Annotated in this window: 21 protein-coding genes and 1 riboswitch; of the genes, 19 read left to right on the forward strand and 2 right to left on the reverse strand. The window is 72.9% G+C overall.

The features are described from left to right. Nucleotides 1–60 precede the first annotated feature (60 nt). Nucleotides 61–969: an AAA family ATPase gene (locus ACFCX4_RS20495; RefSeq protein ID WP_376144396.1), complete on the forward strand. Its 909-nt coding sequence runs from the start codon at nucleotides 61–63 to the stop codon at nucleotides 967–969. Nucleotides 970–1,076: 107 nt separating this feature from the next. Next, nucleotides 1,077–1,907: an Fpg/Nei family DNA glycosylase gene (locus tag ACFCX4_RS20500; RefSeq protein ID WP_376144398.1), complete on the forward strand. Its 831-nt coding sequence runs from the start codon at nucleotides 1,077–1,079 to the stop codon at nucleotides 1,905–1,907. A gap of 63 nt (nucleotides 1,908–1,970) precedes the next feature. On the opposite strand, the gene ACFCX4_RS20505 is transcribed toward ACFCX4_RS20500, so the two are convergent. Continuing rightward, nucleotides 1,971–2,345 (reverse strand): ArsR/SmtB family transcription factor, encoded by a 375-nt coding sequence (locus ACFCX4_RS20505; RefSeq protein ID WP_376144400.1) that lies wholly within the window; start codon nucleotides 2,343–2,345, stop codon nucleotides 1,971–1,973. Nucleotides 2,346–2,428: 83 nt separating this feature from the next. After that, nucleotides 2,429–2,622: riboswitch (cobalamin riboswitch) on the forward strand. A gap of 31 nt (nucleotides 2,623–2,653) precedes the next feature. Between ACFCX4_RS20505 and ACFCX4_RS20510 the strand changes: the two genes are divergently transcribed. From ACFCX4_RS20510 to ACFCX4_RS20535, 6 genes are all read left to right on the forward strand, one after another. Then, complete coding sequence (locus ACFCX4_RS20510; protein WP_376144402.1) at nucleotides 2,654–3,775, forward strand: HoxN/HupN/NixA family nickel/cobalt transporter; 1,122 nt, start codon at nucleotides 2,654–2,656, stop codon at nucleotides 3,773–3,775. 79 nt (nucleotides 3,776–3,854) lie between these two features. Continuing rightward, the gene (locus ACFCX4_RS20515) at nucleotides 3,855–4,961 is read left to right on the forward strand and encodes a M24 family metallopeptidase (protein WP_376144403.1); all 1,107 of its coding nucleotides are present in this window, start codon (nucleotides 3,855–3,857) and stop codon (nucleotides 4,959–4,961) included. Between the two features lie 66 nt (nucleotides 4,962–5,027). Continuing rightward, nucleotides 5,028–5,591 carry an elongation factor P gene (efp, locus tag ACFCX4_RS20520; RefSeq protein ID WP_376144405.1) on the forward strand — a complete coding sequence of 188 codons (564 nt, stop codon included), beginning with the start codon at nucleotides 5,028–5,030 and terminating at the stop codon, nucleotides 5,589–5,591. 4 nt (nucleotides 5,592–5,595) lie between these two features. Continuing rightward, on the forward strand, nucleotides 5,596–6,033 hold the full coding sequence (nusB, locus tag ACFCX4_RS20525) for a transcription antitermination factor NusB (protein WP_376144407.1): 438 nt from the start codon (nucleotides 5,596–5,598) through the stop codon (nucleotides 6,031–6,033). A gap of 161 nt (nucleotides 6,034–6,194) precedes the next feature. Beyond that, the gene (locus tag ACFCX4_RS20530) at nucleotides 6,195–7,034 is read left to right on the forward strand and encodes a thioesterase family protein (protein ID WP_376144409.1); all 840 of its coding nucleotides are present in this window, start codon (nucleotides 6,195–6,197) and stop codon (nucleotides 7,032–7,034) included. Nucleotides 7,035–7,291: 257 nt separating this feature from the next. Beyond that, nucleotides 7,292–8,212, forward strand: a complete 921-nt coding sequence (locus tag ACFCX4_RS20535; protein ID WP_376144411.1) for a hypothetical protein — start codon at nucleotides 7,292–7,294, stop codon at nucleotides 8,210–8,212. Between the two features lie 145 nt (nucleotides 8,213–8,357). Here the strand turns inward: ACFCX4_RS20535 and ACFCX4_RS20540 are convergent, their stop codons facing one another. Next, nucleotides 8,358–8,861: a transcriptional regulator gene (locus ACFCX4_RS20540; RefSeq protein ID WP_045692870.1), complete on the reverse strand. Its 504-nt coding sequence runs from the start codon at nucleotides 8,859–8,861 to the stop codon at nucleotides 8,358–8,360. Nucleotides 8,862–9,190: 329 nt separating this feature from the next. Here ACFCX4_RS20540 and pyrR point away from each other — a divergent pair, with 329 nt between their 5' ends. The 11 genes from pyrR to rpoZ all read left to right on the forward strand — a co-directional run bounded on the left by pyrR (nucleotide 9,191) and on the right by rpoZ (nucleotide 20,891). Then, the gene (gene pyrR, locus ACFCX4_RS20545; RefSeq protein WP_376144413.1) at nucleotides 9,191–9,814 is read left to right on the forward strand and encodes a bifunctional pyr operon transcriptional regulator/uracil phosphoribosyltransferase PyrR; all 624 of its coding nucleotides are present in this window, start codon (nucleotides 9,191–9,193) and stop codon (nucleotides 9,812–9,814) included. Nucleotides 9,815–9,819: 5 nt separating this feature from the next. Then, on the forward strand, nucleotides 9,820–10,797 hold the full coding sequence (locus ACFCX4_RS20550; protein ID WP_376144415.1) for an aspartate carbamoyltransferase catalytic subunit: 978 nt from the start codon (nucleotides 9,820–9,822) through the stop codon (nucleotides 10,795–10,797). Nucleotides 10,798–10,823: 26 nt separating this feature from the next. Beyond that, nucleotides 10,824–12,128, forward strand: a complete 1,305-nt coding sequence (locus tag ACFCX4_RS20555) for a dihydroorotase (RefSeq protein WP_376144428.1) — start codon at nucleotides 10,824–10,826, stop codon at nucleotides 12,126–12,128. After that, nucleotides 12,125–12,694 (forward strand): hypothetical protein, encoded by a 570-nt coding sequence (locus ACFCX4_RS20560; RefSeq protein ID WP_376144417.1) that lies wholly within the window; start codon nucleotides 12,125–12,127, stop codon nucleotides 12,692–12,694. Before ACFCX4_RS20555 ends, ACFCX4_RS20560 begins: the two co-directional genes overlap by 4 nt. Next, nucleotides 12,691–13,896: a glutamine-hydrolyzing carbamoyl-phosphate synthase small subunit gene (gene carA / locus ACFCX4_RS20565; protein ID WP_376144419.1), complete on the forward strand. Its 1,206-nt coding sequence runs from the start codon at nucleotides 12,691–12,693 to the stop codon at nucleotides 13,894–13,896. The genes ACFCX4_RS20560 and carA overlap by 4 nt, the downstream gene beginning before the upstream one ends. Further along, nucleotides 13,889–17,200 (forward strand): carbamoyl-phosphate synthase large subunit, encoded by a 3,312-nt coding sequence (gene carB / locus ACFCX4_RS20570; protein WP_376144421.1) that lies wholly within the window; start codon nucleotides 13,889–13,891, stop codon nucleotides 17,198–17,200. Before carA ends, carB begins: the two co-directional genes overlap by 8 nt. Before the next feature lie 66 nt (nucleotides 17,201–17,266). Next, entirely contained in the window at nucleotides 17,267–18,379 is a 1,113-nt protein-coding gene (locus ACFCX4_RS20575; protein WP_376144423.1) for a quinone-dependent dihydroorotate dehydrogenase, read from the forward strand. Nucleotides 18,380–18,438: 59 nt separating this feature from the next. Further along, entirely contained in the window at nucleotides 18,439–19,272 is an 834-nt protein-coding gene (gene pyrF / locus ACFCX4_RS20580; RefSeq protein ID WP_376144425.1) for an orotidine-5'-phosphate decarboxylase, read from the forward strand. Nucleotides 19,273–19,654: 382 nt separating this feature from the next. Next, the gene (gene mihF, locus ACFCX4_RS20585; protein ID WP_030056187.1) at nucleotides 19,655–19,981 is read left to right on the forward strand and encodes an integration host factor, actinobacterial type; all 327 of its coding nucleotides are present in this window, start codon (nucleotides 19,655–19,657) and stop codon (nucleotides 19,979–19,981) included. Between the two features lie 49 nt (nucleotides 19,982–20,030). After that, nucleotides 20,031–20,588, forward strand: coding sequence for a guanylate kinase (gene gmk, locus ACFCX4_RS20590; RefSeq protein WP_376144427.1), 558 nt, complete (start codon nucleotides 20,031–20,033; stop codon nucleotides 20,586–20,588). A gap of 36 nt (nucleotides 20,589–20,624) precedes the next feature. After that, nucleotides 20,625–20,891, forward strand: coding sequence for a DNA-directed RNA polymerase subunit omega (rpoZ, locus tag ACFCX4_RS20595; protein ID WP_030056185.1), 267 nt, complete (start codon nucleotides 20,625–20,627; stop codon nucleotides 20,889–20,891). Nucleotides 20,892–20,926: the final 35 nt, after the last annotated feature.

Here is a 20,926-nt window from a genome sequence, read left to right on the forward strand (position 1 = left end):
GCGGCGGACTGTGTCCACCGCCGCGCCGCCGTGTAGTGTCCCGCTGAAGGAAGTCGGGAGGTGACCGTGACGCAGTACACCGGGGACGGTGCCGTCCCGCCGCGTCCCGTCGCTCCGCCCGCCCCGGCCTACCCGGGGCCCGCTCCGGTGCCCGCCGGGGCGCCCGCGCCCGGGCCGGTCGTGCCGCAGGCGCCCGCGCCCGCCGGGTCGTCCGGGCCGCCCACCGTTCCGGTCCCGGTCGTTCCGCCGTCGGCGGTTCCGCCCGCCCCGGCGCCCGCGCCCGCCCCGGCCCCCGCACCGGCGCCCCTCCCGGTGGCGCCGCCGGTGCCCGCCGGTTCCACCGGGCACTTCCTGCTGCCGTCCGGCGCGCCCGTCCAGCTGCCCGCCCACCCGCCGCGGCAGCATGCGCCCGCCGGCCCGATCGCGGTGCTGCTGATCGGCCCGGCCGGCGCCGGCAAGACCACGGTGGCCCGCCACTGGGCCGAGCGGCGCCCCGCCCCGACCGCGCACATCAGCCTCGACGACGTCCGCGAGTGGGTGCAGTCCGGCTTCGCCAACCCGCAGTCCGGCTGGAACGACGCCTCCGAGGCGCAGTACCGGCTGGCCCGCCGCACCTGCGGCTTCGCCTGCCGCAACTACCTGGCCAACGGCATCTCCTGCATCATCGACGACGCCGTCTTCCCCAACCGCCCGGCGATCGGCCTCGGCGGCTGGAAGCGGCACATCGGCCCCGGCATGATCCCGGTGGTGCTGCTGCCCAGCCTGGACTCGGTGCTCGGCCGCAACGCCCGGCGCAGCGGCAACCGCCGGCTCGGTGACGAGGAGGTGGCCCGGATCCACGGCCGGATGGCCGGCTGGTACAACTCGGGCCTGCCGATCATCGACAACTCCCACCTCGACGTGGCCGCCACGGCGGCCGAGCTGGACCGGGTGATCCTGGCCCGGCTGATGGGCGTCCCGGTCCGCTGAGCCCGGCCGCCGGCCGTCCGCGGCCGGTGCTCCGGGCGGGCCGGGCTGTCGGTGCCGGCTGCGATGATGGACGCGTCCTGAACGAACCACCGGGGGGAGCCGCGCCCGTGCCGGAAGGCCACATCATCCACCGCCTCGCCGCCGAGAACCACCGTGCCTTCGGCGGCCGGCCGGTCCGTGCCAGCAGTCCGCAGGGCCGCTTCGCGGACGGCGCCAAGCTGATCGACGGGCGGGAGCTGACCGCGGCGGAGGCCACCGGCAAGCACCTGTTCCTCGGCTTCGGCGAGGACGCCTGGGTGCACGTCCACCTCGGGCTGTACGGCGGGTTCACCTTCGGCGAGCCGGGTGACGGCCCGGTGCCCGAGCCGGTCGGCCTGGTCCGGCTGCGGCTGGCGAACGACGAGCACTTCGCGGACCTGCGCGGTCCCAACACCTGTGCGCTGATCACCGGCGCGGAGAAGGCCGCGGTGGCCCGCCGCCTCGGTCCGGACCCGCTGCGCGCGGACGCCGACCCGGACGCCGCCTGGCGGCGGATCTCCGGCAGCCGCACCACGATCGCCGCGTTGCTGATGGACCAGAAGGTGCTGGCGGGCGTCGGCAACGTGTACCGCGCCGAGGTGCTGTTCCGGCACGGCATCGACCCGCACCGGGCCGGCCGCGACCTGCGCCGTGCCGAGTGGGACGCGATCTGGGCGGACCTGGTCGCCCTGATGCGCGAGGGCGTCGGCGCGGGCCGGATCGACACGGTCCGTCCCGAGCACACCCCCGAGGTGATGGGCCGGCCGCCGCGGGTCGACGACCACGGCGGCGAGGTCTACGTCTACCGGCGCGCGGGGCAGCCCTGTCTGGTCTGCGGAACCGACGTCCGTGCCGAGGAGCACGCCTCCCGCAACCTCTTCTGGTGCCCGTTCTGCCAGCCCGCCGCCGCCTGGACGTGAGGCGGCGCGGGAGGGCGTGAGCGGTCGTGAGGTGACGCCGGCTCCGGTCCGGCCGGGCCGGCGTCAGCCCGCCGAAGCCCCGTCGGCGTCACCGGCGCACTGGTCCAGCAGGGGGCGCAGGCCGGCGTCCACGAGCCGGTAGCGCACGACACGTCCCTCCTTCTCGCCCGCGACCACGCCTGCCGTCCGGAGCAGGCGCAGGGCCTGCGAGACGGCGGGGTCGCGCATGCCGGTGGCGACCGCGAGGTCGGTGACGGCGAGCGGGCCGGTGCGGTGCAGGGCGAGCAGCAGGGCGAGCCGTCCGGGGTCGGCGAGCAGCGCGAAGCGGTCGGCCCAGGAGCGGACCCCGGCGGTGTCGCCGATGGCCGCGATGGCCTCGCAGACCCGGTGGCCGTCGATGGTGCGGTGGCCCGCGCGGTCGGCCGGTACGAGATGCATGCGGCCCATTCTCGCAGGCGGGGCCCTGTGATCCTGGACACCTGCGCAGGTGCGCAGCCTTGCACGGGTTGTCCGCCGACCCCTACGGTGTTCCCCGCCGTGGTGCTCGGGAAGACCGGTGACGGACCCTCAGGGGTCCCAGTCCGGAGCGGCCCTCGCCACTGTGATCGGGGGAAGTCGTCCGTACCCACGACGCCACTGGGCGCTTCGCGCGCCTGGGAAGGCGGGTACGGGAGCCCCGTCAGCCAGGAGACCGGCCACGGCATCTCACGACGTCATTCCACGAGGTGCTGGAGCGTGATCCGAGCATGACCCTGCCCGAAACCGCCGCCGTCCCGACGGCGCCCGCGTCCCTTCCCGCGTTCCGCTGGCGGCGTGAGGACACCCTGCGCACGGCCGGCCTGATGGGCGTGATCCTCGCCATGCACGTGGTGGCGTTCGGCACGCTGGTCTTCCTGGTCGCACCCGAGAGGTACGAGGTCGGCACCCAGGTCTTCGGGGTGGGCCTGGGCATCACCGCCTACACCCTCGGCATGCGGCACGCCTTCGACGCCGACCACATCGCGGTCATCGACAACACCACCCGCAAGCTGATGGCGGACGGCCGGCGCCCGGTCTCGGTGGGCTTCTGGTTCGCCCTCGGCCACTCCTCGATGGTGGTGCTGATGGCCGCCCTGGTGGCGGGCGGCGCCCAGCTGGCGAACACCCTGATGGACGACGGGTCCGCCACCCACCAGTGGCTCGGCGTGGTCGGGACCTCGGCCTCCGGCGCCTTCCTCTACCTGATCGGCGCCCTCAACCTGGCGGCGCTGTTCGGCATCCTCAAGGTGTTCCGCAGGATGCGGGCGGGGTCGTTCGACGAGGCCGAGCTGGAGGCGCACCTGAACTCGCGCGGCTTCCTGGCCCGGGTGCTGAACCGGGCGACCCGCTCGATCACCCGGCCCGGGCAGATGTTCCCGGTCGGCATGGTGCTGGGCCTGGGCTTCGACACCGCGACCGAGGTCACCCTGATGGTGATGGCCGGCTCGGGCGCCGCCTCCGGCCTGCCGTGGTACGCGATCGTCTGCCTGCCGCTGCTGTTCGCGGCCGGGATGAGCCTGTTCGACACCCTCGACGGCACCTTCATGAACTTCGCCTACCAGTGGGCGTTCTCCAACCCGGTGCGGAAGGTGTACTACAACCTGACGATCACCGGTCTGTCGATCGCGGTGGCGTTCGTGATCGGGACCATCGAGCTGGTCGGAGTGCTGCACGAGAAGCTGGACCTCACCGACCCGGTGAGCGGCTGGATCGCGGAGATCTCGCTGGACAACGTCGGGTACGCGATCGTCGGTCTGTTCGTGGTCGTCTGGGCGGCGGCCATCGCCTACTGGCGGCTGGCCGGGGTGGAGCGGAAGTGGGGCTCCGGGGCCGCGCCGGGAGCGCGGTAGCGGTGCCGGCCGGGCCCCCGCGGGCCCGGCCGGTGGCGTTCGGCAGGCGGATCGGGGCCCGGGTTCGTACGCTCGACGCATGGCTGATGCGTACGCGGGCCGGCGGGAGCGGTTGCGGGAGCACTGCAGTGCGTCCGGGGCCGACGCGGCGCTGATCACCCGGGCGGCGAACGTGCGGTACCTCACCGGCTGCCCGCCGTGCGGGGCGGCCCTGCTGCTCACCCGGGAGCGCGCGCTGCTCGCGCTGCCGGACGACCTCCCGCCGGACGACACCGGCGAGCACCTGATCACCCCCGAGGTCACCCGGCTCCCGGTGGCGGCCGGGGCGGACACCGCGGTCGCCGCGGCGGCGGCCGTGACCGGGCTGGGGGTGACCGGGCTGGCGGTGGAGGAGCACGACCTGACGGTCACCCGGCACCGGACGGTCGCCGGGCTCGCCGAGGGGGTGCGGCTGACGGACGTGGGGCGGGCGGTGGAGCGGCTGCGGCTGGTCAAGGACGAGCACGAGATCGCCGACCTGCGGATCGCCGCGGAGATCGCCGACCAGGCGCTCGGCGAACTGCTGGAGTCGATCCTGGTCGGCCGCACCGAGCGGCACCTGGCGATGGAGCTGGAGCGCCGGATGATCGACCACGGCGCGGACCGGGCGGCCTTCCCGGTCTCGGTCGGCACGGGCAGCCACTCGGGCCGGCAGGCCCACCAGCCCACCGACCGCCGGGTCGAGGAGGGCGACTTCCTGACGGTGGTGCTCGGCGCGCAGTACCGCGGGTACGGGGTGTCGACCGCCCGGACCTTCGTGATCGGGGCCGCCCCGGCGCCCTGGCAGGTCGAGCTGCACCGGCTGGTGTTCCGCGCCCAGCGGGCCGGCCGGGAGGCGCTCGGACCGGGGGTCGAGCAGTGCGTGCCCGACCGGGCGGCCCGGGAGATCCTGCGGGCGGCGGGGCACGCGGACGGCTCCCCGCACCCGGTCGGCCACGGCATCGGGCTGGAGATCCGGGAGGCACCGCGTCTCGGCCCCACGGACATGGGTAAACTGGACAGTCGCGTGCCGGTCACCGTCGGCCCGGGGGTGCACCTCCCGGGGCGGGGCGGGGTCCGGATCGAGGACACGCTCGTGGTGCGCCCCCCGGAGGAGGGCGGGCCCGAGCTGCTCACCATCACCACCAAGGAGCTCCTCGCCCTGTGACGCAGGTGTGCCACAGGACGCGACCCCTTGGTTCCTTGACAGCTATATCCAGGAGTAAGTGCGCCCGTGGCTTCCACGAACGATCTCAAGAACGGCATGGTCCTCAAGCTGGAGGGCGGCAAGCTCTGGTCCGTCGTCGAGTTCCAGCACGTCAAGCCCGGCAAGGGCCCGGCCTTCGTGCGTACCAAGCTCAAGGAGGTCCTGACGGGCAAGGTCGTCGACAAGACCTTCAACGCGGGCACCAAGGTCGAGACCGCCAACGTCGACAAGCGCACCATGCAGTTCTCGTACAAGGACGGCGAGAACTTCGTGTTCATGGACATGGACACCTACGACCAGCTGACCATCGAGCCGGGCGTGGTCGGCGACGCCGCCAAGTACCTGCTGGAGGGCTTCGACGCGCTCGTCGCCGTGAACGAGGGCGCGGTGCTGTACATCGAGCTCCCGGCCGCGGTCGAGCTCGTCATCTCCGAGACCGAGCCGGGCGTCCAGGGCGACCGCTCCACCGGTGGCACCAAGCCGGCGAAGCTGGAGACCGGCGCCGAGATCCAGGTGCCGCTCTTCATCACCACCGGCGAGAAGGTCAAGGTCGACACCCGCGACGGCAGCTACCTCGGCCGGGTGAAGTAAGTCCGTGTCGTCCGCACGCACCAAGGCCCGCACGCGAGCCTTCCAGATCCTGTTCGAGGCCGATCACCGCGGGGTCGACCCGCTGACCGTCCTCGCCGACTGGGTGGCCCGGGCCCGGGAGCCCAAGCCGGACGAGGGCACCCCGCAGGTCGGCGAGTACACCATGGAGCTGGTCGAGGGCTACGTCCAGTACGCCCGCCGGATCGACGAGCTGATCTCGCAGTACGCGGTCGGCTGGACGCTCGACCGGATGCCGATCGCGGACCGCAACGTCCTTCGGCTCGGCGCGTACGAGCTGATCTGGGAGGACGGCGTCCCGGACGCGGTCGTCGTCGACGAGGCGGTGGAGATCGCCAAGGAGTACTCCACCGACGACTCCCCGGCGTTCGTCAACGGCCTGCTGGCCCGCTTCATGGAGCTGAAGCCCGGCATCCGGCGCTGAACCCGAGCACCGCACCGACGGCCGCCCGACCCGACAACGGTCCGGCGGCCGTCGTGCGTGGTCACCCGTTCGGCGTATGGTGGTCCCTACTCGCCAGTAACCAGGCGTGCCGGCGGCCCGCGCCCGCCGGCGACCCCCGCAGCGAAGGGCAGGCCAACCCCATGACCACGGCGATCCGCAGCGAGTTCGACCAGGGCATCGCCCTCACCCCGCACCCCGACGGGGCCGGCCGGTACGACGGCGAACTCGGCGCCGGCTGGCGGATCGGCGGCGGCGTCAACGGCGGGCTGCTGCTGGCCTTCGCCGGCCACGCGCTCTCGCTCGCGCACACCGCCCGCCCGGAGAGCGCCGGTCACACCGACCCGGTCTCGATCAGCGGCTACTACCTCTCCTCCGCCGTGCCCGGACCCGCCACCGTGCACACCGAGGTGATCCGCACCGGCCGCACGCTCTCCACCGGCACCGCCTCGCTCGTCCAGGGCGGTACGGAGCGCCTGCGGGTGGTCGCCAGCCACGGCGACCTCGCCGCCCTCGACGGCGAGGTGCGCACCACCGCCGCCGCGCCGCAGCTGCCGCCGCCGGAGCAGTGCATCGGCGTCGAGCACGCGCCCAGGGAGCTGCTCGACCAGGCCGCCCTGCTGGAGCGCTTCGACCTGCGGCTGGACCCGGCCACCGTCGGCTGGGCGCTCGGGCAGCCGTCCGGCGCCGGCCGGATCCAGGGCTGGTTCCGGCTCGCCGACGGCCGCGAGCCCGACCCGCTGCTGCTCCTGCTGGTCGCCGACGCGCTGCCGCCGGTCACCTTCGACCTCGGGATGCCGGGCTGGGCACCGACCGTCGAGCTGACCGTCCACCTGCGGGCGAAGCCCGCCGCGGGCTGGCTGCGGGTGGTGCACGCCACCCGGAACCTGGCCGGCGGGTACTTCGAGGAGGACGCCGAGGTCTGGGACTCGACGGGCCGTCTGGTGGCCCAGTCCCGCCAGCTGGCGCGGGTGCCCCGGTAGCGCGGCACCGGCGCGGGGCCGGCGCAGGGCCGGGGCGCGTGAGCGGGCGTGCACTCCGCGTGATGAACGCGGCGCGGCCGGGGCGGACCCGGGGGGCGTGAGGGCCGGGCCGCACAACCGTGCGTGACTCCAAACATCCGATTCACCCTCGGTTACAGTCCTGTGACACGTCGTACGTGTGCGCCACGCGGGGCGGGGGAGGACAAGGTCGGCGGTGCCACCCGCCGCCGATCGTCCGTCCCGCCCGAGGAGCCCCGATGAGCCGCAACGGCCGCGCCCGCCGCACCCCCGACTGCACCGCCGCCGGCACCCGTCCGCGGGTCCGCTCGCGCGCGGCCGCCGAGCGGACCGAGGGCTGCGAGCGGCAGCGCGGCGACGGCGCCGGCCAGGCCTTCGTGATGGGCGTGCTCACCAGCGCCGAGGACTTCGAACGGGCCCGCGCCTGGCGGCTGTCCGACGCCGCCGACCACGAGCAGTACCTGCGGGAGACCGCGGAACTGCTGGCCGACGCCCGGCGCCGGTTCGACACCGTCCGGGCCCGGATGTTCCACCCGCAGGACTTCGCCGAGTTCTGTCTGCTGCACGGCCTCGACCCGGCCGAGCCGGCCGCCCGGGACCGCTACCTGGTCAACCCGCCGCTGCGCACCCAGCTGCTGGCCTATCAGGGGGAGGAGCTGGCGGGCGACTTCGTGCCCCGGCTGGTCCGGGCCCGCGAGAACGGTCTGACGCTGCGCCACGCCGACCTGCTGCTCGACGGCCGGCTCTACGGGGAGCGCGACGACGCGGTGGGTACCGCGTACGAGCGCGGCGCGGAGGTGTTCCGCCGGATGCTGCTCGGCGCCGGCAGCGGGGTCTACGAGCTGCGGGTGGCGGTGGACGCGCCGGGCGGGCGGCTGGCCGCGGCCGCCCGGGTCCTCCAGTGGGAGGACGGCGTGGTCCGGATCAACGACGAGGACCTCGAACTGCTCTGCGCGGTGCTCTGTGCCGGGCTGGCCCGTGAGCTGCCCGGCCTCGCGGTGCTGCACGGCGCCCAGGGCTCGGCCGCGGCCTGCGGCGAGTACCGGCCGACGGCCTGGGCCTGGGCCAGCGAGGGCCGGGTGTGGGCGCCCGCCGACGGGCCGGTGCGGCTCGACGGGGTGGCCGCCGAGCCGGGCTACCGCCTGGAGACGGTCTGCTGAGGCCCCTCGGGGGCCGTTCCGGGCACGGCGCGGGCCGCAGGGAGCGCCGCGGCGCGGCACCCCTCGCGGGGGCCGCGCCGTGACGTTTCTGCAGGTGTCCGCCGCTCCCGCGGGGCGGGAGACGGGCGGGCCGGTGCGGCGAGCCTCAGCCCGCCTCCTCCTCGCGCACCGCACGGCGCGCGTCGGGGTTGAGCACGCCCCAGGAGATCAGTTGCTCGGTGAGGATCGACGGCGACTGGTCGTAGATCACGGCCAGGGTGCGCAGGTCGTCCTGCCGGATCGACAGCACCTTGCCGTTGTAGTCGCCGCGCTGGCTCTGGATGGTCGCCGCGTAGCGCTGCAGCGGGCCGGCCTTCTCGGACGGGACCTGGGTCAGTCTCTCCAGGTCGAGGACCAGGCGCGGCGGCGGCTCGGCCGCGCCGCCGGGCGTGCCGCCGGGCAGCAGCTCCTGCACCGGGACCCCGTAGAACTCGGCCAGTTCGGCCAGCCGCTGCACGGTGACCGCACGGTCGCCGCGCTCGTACGAGCCGACGACGACTGCCTTCCAGCGCCCCTGGGACTTCTCCTCGACACCGTGCAGGGAGAGCCCCTGCTGAGTGCGGATGGCTCGGAGCTTGCCTCCGAGCTGCTTCGCGTAGTCGCTGGACATTGATCTCCCCGGACGAGATTGCTTCGCGTTCAGTGGTGGGTCACGGGCGATTGGCCGACGCCGTTACCGGTGGGTTCGACGTCCGTCTCGTAACTCACTGTGAGGTTACGTAGAGTGAGGTAGTTGCGTCAAGCCGAATGGGGCAGTCGTGCGAATGGGCCGCATCACCGGTGCGTCCGGTGCGTGAACCCGGGGAAGCGGAATGATGGCCGTCGGTTGGCCACAAATGACGCTGATAGGATGGCGGAGCCCGCGCCGCACCCCGGCGGGGCTTCCCAGACATCCTTTAAGACCCGTCCCGTGAGGCGGGGAAGGAGGTCCGCTTCGGCATGACCGCACACCAGGAATCCGCTCCGAGGCCGCCGCACCAGGTGCTGGACGGCACGGACATCGCCCGGGTCATCACCCGGATAGCGCACGAGATCGTCGAGCGCGCCAAGGGCGCCGAGGACGTCGTGCTGCTCGGCATCCACACCCGGGGCGTCCACCTCGCCCGGCGGCTGCACGCCCGGCTGGCGCAGATCACCGGCCAGGAGATCCCGCTCGGCACCCTGGACATCACCATGTACCGGGACGACCTGCGGCTGAAGCCCGCCCGCGCGCTGGAGCACACCGAGATCCCGCCCGGCGGCATCGACGGCCGGCTGGTCGTCCTCGTCGACGACGTGCTCTTCTCCGGGCGCACCATCCGCGCCGCGCTCGACGCCCTCAACGACATCGGCCGCCCGCGCGCCGTCCAGCTCGCGGTGCTCGTCGACCGCGGCCACCGCGAACTGCCGATCCGCGCCGACTACGTGGGCAAGAACCTCCCCACCTCGCTGCGCGAAGCCGTCCAGGTGCGCCTGTCCGACCGCGACGGCGTGGACGCCGTGCTGGTCGGCGACCGCGACTACGCCGCGCGCTCCTCCCAGGCCCTGGCCTCCCAGCCCACCGAACCGCACCTCCCGGAGTAGCCCGCGTGAAGCGCCACCTCGTGTCCGCAGCCGATCTCAGCCGCGACGACGCGCTGCTCGTCCTGGACACCGCCGAGGAACTCGCCCAGCTCTCCGGCCGGGCCGTCAAGAAGCTCCCCACCCTCCGCGGCCGCACCGTGGTCAACCTCTTCTTCGAGGACTCCACCCGGACCAAGACCTCCTTCGAGGTCGCCGAGAAGCGGCTCTCCGCCGACGTCATCAACTTCTCCGCCAAGGGCTCCTCGGTCTCCAAGGGCGAGAGCCTCAAGGACACCGCCCTGACCCTGCAGGCGATGGGCGCCGACGCGGTCGTCATCCGGCACCACGCCTCCGGCGCGCCGGCCCGGCTCGCGCAGTCCGACTGGCTGCACGGCAGCGTCATCAACGCCGGTGACGGCACCCACGAGCACCCCACCCAGGCGCTGCTCGACGCCTTCACCATGCGCCGCCACCTCAACCCGGGCTCCGGCCACGACCTCGCGGGCCGCCGGGTGACCCTCGTCGGCGACGTCCTGCACAGCCGGGTCGCCCGCTCCAACGTCCACCTGCTCACCACGCTCGGTGCCCAGGTCACGTTCGTCGCGCCGCCGACCCTGCTGCCGATCGGCATCGAGAACTGGCCCTGCGAGGTCAGCTACGACCTGGAGAGCGTGCTCCCCAAGACCGACGCGCTGATGATGCTGCGGGTCCAGCGGGAGCGGATGAACGCCGCGTTCTTCCCCACCGAGCGCGAGTACGCCCGCCGCTACGGCCTGGACGGCGCCCGGATGGCCCAGCTGCCCGAGCACGCCATCGTCATGCACCCCGGCCCGATGGTCCGGGGCATGGAGATCACCGCCGAGGTCGCCGACTCGCCGCGCTGCACGGTGGTCGAGCAGGTCGCCAACGGCGTCTCCGTCCGGATGGCCGTGCTCTACCTGCTGCTCGGCGGCGCCACCCTCACCGACACCCCCCGTACCGACTCCGGCGAGACCGCCCGGTGAACGAGCGAAGCGAGCGAACCCACACGATGGTCACCTACCTGATCCGCAACGCCCAGGTCCTCGGCGGGGCCCCGCAGGACCTCCACCTCGCCGACGGCGTGATCCGGGCGGTCGGCACCGCCCTGGACGTCGTGGCGGACATCGAGATCGACGCCACCGGGCTGATCGTCCTGCCCGGCCTGGTCGACCTGCACACCCACCTGCGCGAGCCCGGCCGGGAGGACGCCGAGACCGTCCTCACCGGCACCCGGGCCGCCGCCAAGGGCGGCTTCACCGCCGTCCACGCCATGGCCAACACCTTCCCGGTGGCCGACACCGCGGGCGTGGTCGAGCAGGTCTGGCGCCTCGGCCAGGAGTCCGGCTACTGCGACGTGCAGCCGGTCGGCGCCGTCACCGTCGGCCTGGAGGGCAAGAAGCTCGCCGAGCTCGGCGCCATGCACGAGTCCGCGGCCGGCGTCCGGGTCTTCTCCGACGACGGCAAGTGCGTCGACGACGCGGTGATCATGCGCCGCGCGCTGGAGTACGTGAAGGCCTTCGACGGTGTCGTCGCCCAGCACGCGCAGGAGCCCCGGCTGACCGAGGGCGCCCAGATGAACGAGGGCCAGGTCTCCGGCGAGCTGGGCCTGGGCGGCTGGCCGGCCGTCGCCGAGGAGGCGATCATCGCCCGCGACGTGCTGCTCGCCGCGCACGTCGGCTCCCGGCTGCACGTCTGCCACGTCTCCACCGCGGGCTCGGTCCAGATCATCCGCTGGGCCAAGGCCAAGGGCTGGGACGTCACCGCCGAGGTCACCCCGCACCACCTGCTGCTGACCGACGAGCTGGTCCGCTCCTACGACCCGGTCTACAAGGTCAACCCGCCGCTGCGCACCGCCGACGACGTCCGGGCGCTGCGCGAGGCGCTCGCCGACGGCACCATCGACGCCGTCGCCACCGACCACGCGCCGCACCCGGCCGAGGACAAGGACTGCGAGTGGGCCGTGGCCGCGATGGGCATGGTCGGCCTGGAGACCGCGCTGTCCGTGGTGCAGCAGACCATGGTCGACACCGGCCTGCTGAACTGGGAGGGCGTCGCCGACCGGATGTCCCACCGCCCGGCCCGGATCGGCCGGCTCGCCGGCCAGGGCCGCCCGGTCTCGGTGGGTGAGCCCGCCAACCTGGTGCTCTTCGATCCCGCGTACCGTGGTGCCGTGAACCCCGACAGCTTCGCCACCCGTTCCCGCAACACCCCCTACAAGGGCCTCGACCTGCCCGGCCGGGTGCACGCCACCTTCCTGCGCGGCACCGCGACCGTGCTGGCCGGCGAGCTGGTCGAGCAGGGCGGGCTCGCGTGACCACGGCCCTGCTGGCCCAGGAACAGGCCAGGGTGACCAACTGGCCGGGGTACATCGGCTGGACGGTCGGTCTGCTGCTGGTCATCGGCCTGGTCTACTGGCTGATGCGCCAGGGCTGGAACTGGCGCCGCACCCTGCAGTCCGGCATCCCCCCGCTGCCCGCCGTGCCCGAGCGGGCCGGCCGGACGGTCCTGGAGACCAGCGGCCGGTACCACGGCACCACCACCGCCGGGAACTGGCTCGACCGGGTCGTCGCGCACGGCCTGGGCACCCGCAGCCGGGCCGACCTGACCCTCGGCGAGGACGGCCTGCTGGTGCAGCGCCCCGGCGACGTGGACTTCTGGATCCCCGCCGAGCACCTGACCGGTGCCCGCACGGACTCCGGGATCGCCGGCAAGGTCGTCCCCTCCGGGATCCTCGTCGTCACCTGGACGCACGAGGGCACCGCACTGGACTCCGGCTTCCGGGCGGACCACCCCGACGAGCACACCGCTTGGGTCGAGGCCATAGCCCGGCTCGCAGCACCACGTACGACGACGAAGAAGACGGAAGAGGCCGCGTCATGACCGCACCTGCCCCCACCACGCAGCGCCAACGGCGGGAGCGCCCGTCCTCCGTTCGTGCGGCCGCCGTGCTCGTCCTGGAGGACGGCCGGATCTTCCGCGGCCAGGCCTACGGCGCGACCGGCGAGACCTTCGGCGAGGCGGTCTTCAACACCGGCATGTCCGGCTACCAGGAGACCCTCACCGACCCGTCGTACCACCGCCAGGTGGTCGTGATGACCGCCCCGCAGATCGGCAACACCGGCTGGAACGACGAGGACGACGAGTCCGCGCGGATCTGGGTCGCCGGGTACGTCGTGCGCGACCCCGCCCGGGTCGCCTCGAACTGGCGCTCCCGCCGCCCGCTCGACGAGGAGCTGGCCCGCCAGGGCGTCGTCGGCATCAGCGGCATCGACACCCGCGCGCTGACCCGCCACCTGCGCGAGCGCGGCGCCATGCGCTGCGGCATCTTCTCCGGCGAGGCGCTGGCCGAGCCGGCCGCGCTGCTCGCCCGGGTGCAGTCCTCGCCCGAGATGAAGGGCGCCGACCTGTGCGCCGAGGTGGCCACCACCGAGGCCTACGTGGTGCCCGCGGTCGGTGAGAAGAAGTTCACCGTCGCCGCCCTGGACCTCGGCATCAAGGCGATGACCCCGCAGCGGATGGCCGAGCGCGGCATCGAGGTGCACGTGCTGCCGGCCAACGCCACCCTGGAGGAGATCTACGCGGTCGACCCCGACGGCGTGTTCTTCTCCAACGGCCCGGGCGACCCGGCCACCGCCGACCACCAGGTCGCCGTGGCGCAGGGCGTGCTGGAGCGCGCGACCCCGTTCTTCGGGATCTGCTTCGGCAACCAGATCCTCGGCCGGGCGCTGGGCTTCGGCACCTACAAGCTCAAGTACGGCCACCGCGGCATCAACCAGCCGGTGCAGGACCGCACCACCGGCAAGGTCGAGGTCACCGCGCACAACCACGGCTTCGCCGTGAACGCACCGCTGGACAAGGTGAGCGACACCCCGTACGGGCGCGTCGAGGTCTCCCACGTCTGCCTCAACGACGACGTGGTCGAGGGCCTGCAGGCGCTCGACGTCCCCGCCTTCTCGGTGCAGTACCACCCCGAAGCGGCTGCCGGACCGCACGACGCGGCCTACCTCTTCGACCGGTTCGTCGAGCTCATGCGAGGCGACGACAAGCACAGCGTGAAGCTCATGGAGGGCCAGCGTGCCTAAGCGCACTGACATCAAGTCCGTCCTGGTGATCGGGTCCGGCCCGATCGTGATCGGCCAGGCCGCCGAGTTCGACTACTCGGGCACGCAGGCGTGTCGCGTCCTCAAGGCCGAGGGCCTGCGGGTCGTCCTGGTGAACTCCAACCCGGCGACGATCATGACCGACCCGGAGATCGCCGACGCCACCTACGTCGAGCCGATCACCCCGGAGTTCGTCGAGAAGATCATCGCCAAGGAGCGCCCGGACGCGCTGCTGCCGACCCTGGGCGGCCAGACCGCGCTCAACACCGCGATCTCCCTGCACGCCGCCGGGACCCTGGACAAGTACGGGGTCGAGCTGATCGGCGCCGACGTCGAGGCGATCAACAAGGGCGAGGACCGCGAGCTCTTCAAGGGCGTCGTCGAGGCCGTCAACGCCAAGATCGGGTACGGCGAGTCCGCCCGCTCGGTGATCTGCCACACCATGGACGAGGTGCTGGCCGGGGTCGACACCCTGGGCGGCTACCCGGTCGTCGTGCGCCCCTCGTTCACGATGGGCGGCGCCGGCTCCGGCTTCGCGCACAACGAGGAGGACCTGCGCCGCATCGCCGGGCAGGGCCTGACCCTCTCGCCGACCACCGAGGTGCTCCTGGAGGAGTCCATCCTCGGCTGGAAGGAGTACGAGCTGGAGCTGATGCGCGACAAGAGCGACAACGTCGTGGTCGTCTGCTCCATCGAGAACTTCGACCCGATGGGCGTGCACACCGGTGACTCGATCACCGTCGCCCCGGCGATGACGCTCACCGACCGCGAGTACCAGGTCCTGCGCGACATCGGCATCGCCGTGATCCGCGAGGTCGGCGTCGACACCGGCGGCTGCAACATCCAGTTCGCGGTGAACCCCGAGGACGGCCGGGTCATCGTCATCGAGATGAACCCGCGCGTCTCGCGCTCCTCGGCGCTGGCGTCGAAGGCCACCGGCTTCCCGATCGCGAAGATCGCCGCCAAGCTGGCCGTCGGCTACACGCTGGACGAGATCCCCAACGACATCACCGAGCAGACCCCGGCCTCCTTCGAGCCGACCCTCGACTACGTGGTGGTCAAGGTCCCGCGGTTCGCGTTCGAGAAGTTCCCGTCCGCGGACGCCACGCTGACCACCACCATGAAGTCGGTCGGCGAGGCCATGGCGCTGGGCCGCAACTTCCCCGAGGCGCTGAACAAGGCGCTGCGCTCGCTGGAGAAGAAGGGCTCCCAGTTCACCTGGGCCGGCCCGGTCGGGGACAAGGCCGAGCTGCTGGCGAAGGCCGTGGTGCCGACGGACGGCCGGATCAACACCGTCATGGAGGCCATCCGGGCCGGCGCCACCCCCGAGGAGGTGTTCGAGGCCACCCGGATCGACCCCTGGTTCGTCGACCAGCTGTTCCTCCTCGACGAGATCGCGGGCGAGCTGGCGGACGCCGAGGAGCTCACCCCCGAGCTGCTGCGCCACGCCAAGCGGCACGGCTTCTCCGACCAGCAGGTCGGCGAGATCCGCGGCCTGCGGCCGGACGTGGTCCGCGAGGTGCGGCACGCGCTGGGCATCCGTCCGGTGTTCAAGACCGTCGACACCTGCGCGGCGGAGTTCGCGGCGAAGACCCCGTACTTCTACTCGTCCTACGACGAGGAGAACGAGGTCGCGCCGCGCACCAAGCCCGCGGTGATCATCCTCGGCTCCGGCCCCAACCGCATCGGCCAGGGCATCGAGTTCGACTACTCCTGCGTGCACGCCTCCTTCGCGCTCGCCGACGCCGGGTACGAGACCGTCATGGTCAACTGCAACCCGGAGACCGTCTCCACCGACTACGACACCTCCGACCGGCTCTACTTCGAGCCGCTCACCCTGGAGGACGTGCTGGAGATCGTCCACGCCGAGCAGCAGGCCGGTCCGCTGGCGGGCGTGATCGTCCAGCTCGGCGGCCAGACCCCGCTCGGCCTGGCCCAGGCGCTCAAGGACAACGGCGTGCCGATCGTCGGCACCCAGCCCGAGGCCATCGACCTCGCCGAGGAGCGCGGCGCGTTCGGCCGGGTGCTGAGCGAAGCCGGCCTGCCGGCCCCCAAGCACGGCACGGCGTTCTCCTTCGAGGAGGCCAAGGCGATCGCGGACGAGATCGGCTACCCGGTCCTGGCCCGCCCCTCCTACGTGCTCGGCGGGCGCGGCATGGAGATCGTCTACGACGAGGCGTCGCTGGCCTCCTACCTGGAGCGGCACGCCGGTCTGATCTCCGAGCACCCGGTGCTGATCGACCGCTTCCTCGACGACGCGGTGGAGATCGACGTCGACGCCCTGTTCGACGGCACCGAGCTCTACCTCGGCGGCGTCATGGAGCACATCGAGGAGGCCGGCATCCACTCCGGCGACTCCGCGTGCGCCCTGCCCCCGATCACCCTCGGCGGCCACGACATCAAGCGGCTGCGCGCCTCCACCGAGGCCATCGCCCGCGGCGTCGGGGTGCGCGGTCTGATCAACATCCAGTTCGCGCTCTCCGGCGACATCCTGTACGTCCTGGAGGCCAACCCGCGTGCCTCGCGGACCGTGCCGTTCACCTCCAAGGCGACCGCGGTGCCGCTGGCCAAGGCCGCCGCCCGGGTCTCGCTCGGCGCCACCATCGCCGAGCTGCGGGCCGAGGGCCTGCTGCCGGCCGACGGCGACGGCGGCACGCTGCCGGCCGACGCGCCGATCGCGGTCAAGGAGGCCGTGATGCCGTGGAGCCGCTTCCGCGACGTCCACGGCCGCGGCGTGGACACCGTCCTGGGCCCGGAGATGCGCTCCACCGGCGAGGTCATGGGCCTGGACCGGGTCTTCGGCACCGCCTACGCGAAGTCCCAGACCGGCGCCTACGGCGCGCTGCCCACCAAGGGCAAGGTCTTCGTCTCGGTCGCCAACCGCGACAAGCGCAACCTGGTCTTCCCGGCCCGGGCGCTGGCCGGCCTCGGCTTCGAGCTGCTCGCCACCGCCGGCACCGCCGAGGTGCTGCAGCGCGGCGGCATCCCCGCCACCGTGGTGCGCAAGCACAGCGAGGGCGAGGGGCCCAACGGCGAGAAGACCATCGTCCAGCTGATCCACGACGGTGAGGTCGACCTCATCATCAACACGCCGTACGGCACCGGCGGCCGTCTCGACGGCTACGAGATCCGCACCGCGGCGGTTGCCCGCGCCGTGCCCTGCCTGACCACCGTGCAGGCGATGGGCGCCGCCGTCCAGGGCATCGACCGGCTGCTGCGCGACGAGGTCGGCGTGATGTCGCTCCAGGAGCACGCCGAGCTGATCAACGCGGGCCGCGCCAAGTAGCACCACTCCAGTGGGGGGCACCAGTACCGCCGGGTGCCCCCCACTTCCATGCCCTGGGAGGACTTTGTGTACAAGCTGCTGTTCGACCTCGTCTTCAGGAAGATGGACCCCGAGAAGGCCCACCACCTGGCGTTCTTCTGGATCCGGCTGGCCTCCTCGGTGCCCGGCCTGCGCGGCCTGGTCCGGCTGGTGCTCGCCCCGCGCGACCGGGCGCTGCGCACCGAGGCGCTCGGCCTCGCGCTGCCCGGCCCGTTCGGCCTCGCGGCCGGCTTCGACAAGAACGGCGTCGGCATCGACGGCCTGTCCATGCTCGGCTTCGACTACGTCGAGATCGGCACCGTCACCGGCGAGGCGCAGCCGGGCAACCCGCAGCCGCGGCTGTTCCGGCTGGTCGAGGACCGCGCCCTGATCAACCGGATGGGCTTCAACAACCAGGGCTCGGCCCGGGTCGCCGCCCGGCTCGCGGCCCGCCCGCACACCAGCTCCACCCCGGTGGTCGGCGTCAACATCGGCAAGACCAAGGTGGTCGAGGAGGCCGACGCGGTCGCCGACTACGTGAAGTCCACCGAGCGGCTGGCCCGTTTCGCGGACTACCTGGTGGTCAACGTCAGCTCGCCGAACACCCCCGGGCTGCGCAACCTCCAGGCCGTCGAGCACCTGCGGCCGCTGCTGAGCGCGGTGCGCGAGGCCGCCGACCGGACCACCCCGCACCACGTGCCGCTGCTGGTCAAGATCGCCCCCGACCTGGCCGACGAGGACATCGACGGGGTCGCCGACCTCGCCCTGGAGCTGGGTCTGGACGGCATCATCGCCACCAACACCACGATCGGCCGTGAGGGCCTGCGCAGCGACGCCGCCCGGGTCGAGGAGATCGGCATGGGCGGCCTGTCCGGCGCCCCGCTCAAGGAGCGCGCGCTGGAGGTCCTCCAGCGGCTGCGCGCCCGGACCCGGGGCCGGCTGGTGCTGGTCTCGGTCGGCGGCATCGAGACCGCCGAGGACGCCTGGCAGCGGATCGTCCACGGCGCCGACCTCGTCCAGGGTTACAGCGCCTTCATCTACGAGGGCCCGTTCTGGTGCCGCCGCATCCACCGCGGCCTGTCCGCCCGGGTGCGGGCCGGCGGCTTCCGCAGCCTCTCCGCGGCCGTCGGCAGCGCGGTGGACGCGCACCGGGCCGGCTGAGCCCGACCCGGCCCGCACGGCCCCCCACCCCTCCCCCCCACGCTCCCCGGAAGGACGTCATGACCCTCGCCCCCTTCGGCGCCCGGCTGCGCCACGCCCTCGACACCCGCGGCCAGCTCTGCGTCGGCATCGACCCGCACGCCTCCCTGCTCGCCGCCTGGGGTCTGGAGGACACCGTCGCCGGGCTGGAGACCTTCAGCCGCACCGTGGTCGAGGCGCTGGCCGGCCGGGTGGCCGTGCTCAAGCCGCAGGCCGCGTTCTTCGAGCGCTTCGGCTCCCGGGGCGTGGCCGTCCTGGAGACGTCCGTCGCCGAGGCCCGCGAGGCCGGCGCGCTCGTCCTGATGGACGCCAAGCGCGGCGACATCGGCTCCACCATGGCCGCCTACGCCGAGGCGTTCCTGTCGCCCGGCAGCCCGCTGTTCTCGGACGCCCTGACGGTCAGCCCCTACCTGGGCTTCGGCTCGCTGAGCCCGGCGCTGGACCTCGCCACGGCCAACGGCGCCGGCGTCTTCGCGCTGGCGCTCACCTCCAACCCGGAGGGCGCCGAGGTGCAGCGCGCCGTCGGTGCGGACGGCGCGCAGGTGGCAGCCTCGGTGCTGCGGCAGCTGGCCGCGGCGAACGCCGGGGCCGATCCGCTGGGCTCGTTCGGCGCGGTGGTCGGCGCGACGCTGGCCGACGCGGGGGTGGACCTGGCGATCAACGGCCCGCTGCTGGCCCCCGGGATCGGCGCCCAGGGCGCGACCATGGCGGACCTGCCGCGGGTGTTCGGCGGTGCGGTGCGCAACGTGGTGCCGAGCGTCAGCCGGGACGTCCTGCGGCAGGGTCCCTCGGTCGGGGCGCTGCGTTCGGCCGCGGACCGTTTTGTCCAGGAGTACGCCGACGCGGTCAAGTAGCGGGCGGTACGGCGGGGTTCGCCGCGCGGGGCCCGCGGGCCCCGCGGCGGGGGACGCTCCGCAGCGCCGCTGTGACCCCCAGCGACACCTCCGAGGTGGGGCGGCTTGACGTGAGCGCCGTCACATCGGTGCCGCCAAAGGTTCGCAATCACGGTCATTTTGCCCGGGAAAGTCCTGGTCGGCCTTGGCTGACCAGGACTTTTCGTGTTCTTTTCCTGACGCGGAGCCGCAATCCGGGTAGTGTCCGGCGATAGGTCACCGAGGAGCCGCGAATCCCGCTGCTCCCGCAGGTCAGGGGCGGCGAGTTCGCTCTCCGGCCGGTGTCCTGGGAAACACAACAGTCATAGTTCAATCCCTTCCATCCACACCTGAGGTGAACGGCGTGGCCCTTCCGCCCCTTACCCCTGAACAGCGCACTGCCGCGCTCGCCAAGGCCGCCGAGGCTCGCCGGGAGCGCGCCGAGGTCAAGAACCGGCTCAAGCACTCCGGCGCCTCCCTGCACGAGGTGATCAAGGCGGGCAAGGCCGACAACGACGTGATCGGCAAGATGAAGGTCTCGGCCCTGCTGGAGTCCCTCCCGGGCGTCGGCAAGGTCCGGGCGAAGCAGATCATGGAGCGCCTCGGCATCTCCGAGAGCCGCCGTGTCCGCGGCCTCGGAACCAACCAGATCGCCTCCCTGGAGCGGGAGTTCGGCGGCGGTGCCGCCTGACCGTGCCCCCGTGGTCCCGGGATCGCCCGATATCCGGGATAATCGGTGCATGAGTGAGCGTCCGCGGCTGACCGTGCTCTCCGGCCCCTCGGGGGTCGGCAAGAGCACGGTCGTCGCTCATATGAGGAAGCAGCACCCCGAGGTCTGGCTCTCGGTGTCGGCGACGACCCGCCACCCGAGGCCGGGCGAGCAGGACGGGGTCCAGTACCACTTCGTCGACAACGACGAGTTCGACAAGCTGATCGCCAACGGCGAGTTGCTGGAGTGGGCCGTGTTCGCGGGCAACCGCTACGGCACGCCCCGGGCGGCGGTCCAGGAGAAGCTGGAGCGCGGCGAGCCCGTGCTGCTGGAGATCGACCTGCAGGGCGCGCGCCAGGTGCGCGAGTCCATGCCGGAGGCACAGCTGGTGTTCCTGGCTCCGCCGAGCTGGGACGAGCTGGTCCGCCGGCTCACCGGCCGGGGCACCGAGCCGCAGGACGTGATCGAGAAGCGGCTGGAGGCCGCGAAGATCGAACTCGCGGCCGAGCCGGAGTTCGACACGACCCTGGTCAACACCTCCGTCGAGCAGGTGGCGAGCGAACTGCTAGCCTTGCTCGGTGTAGGCTGACCTGTTGTCTTTTCCACCCTTTCGGAAGGTTTTCGCGTGTCCTCTTCCATGACCGCGCCCGAGGGCATCATCAACCCGCCGATCGACGAGCTGCTTGAGGCCACCGACTCCAAGTACAGCCTGGTCATCTACGCGGCCAAGCGTGCGCGCCAGATCAACGCGTACTACTCCCAGCTCGGCGAGGGCCTGCTGGAGTACGTCGGCCCGCTGGTCGACACCCACGTGCACGAGAAGCCGCTGTCGATCGCGCTCCGCGAGATCAACGCCGGCATGCTGACCGCCGAGGCGGTCGAGGCCGCCTGAGGCGAGCCCCCGCACACGTACGAAGGGCCCGCCGG

Source organism: Kitasatospora sp. NPDC056327 (assembly GCF_042261735.1).
In the GTDB taxonomy this organism is placed as follows: domain Bacteria; phylum Actinomycetota; class Actinomycetes; order Streptomycetales; family Streptomycetaceae; genus Kitasatospora.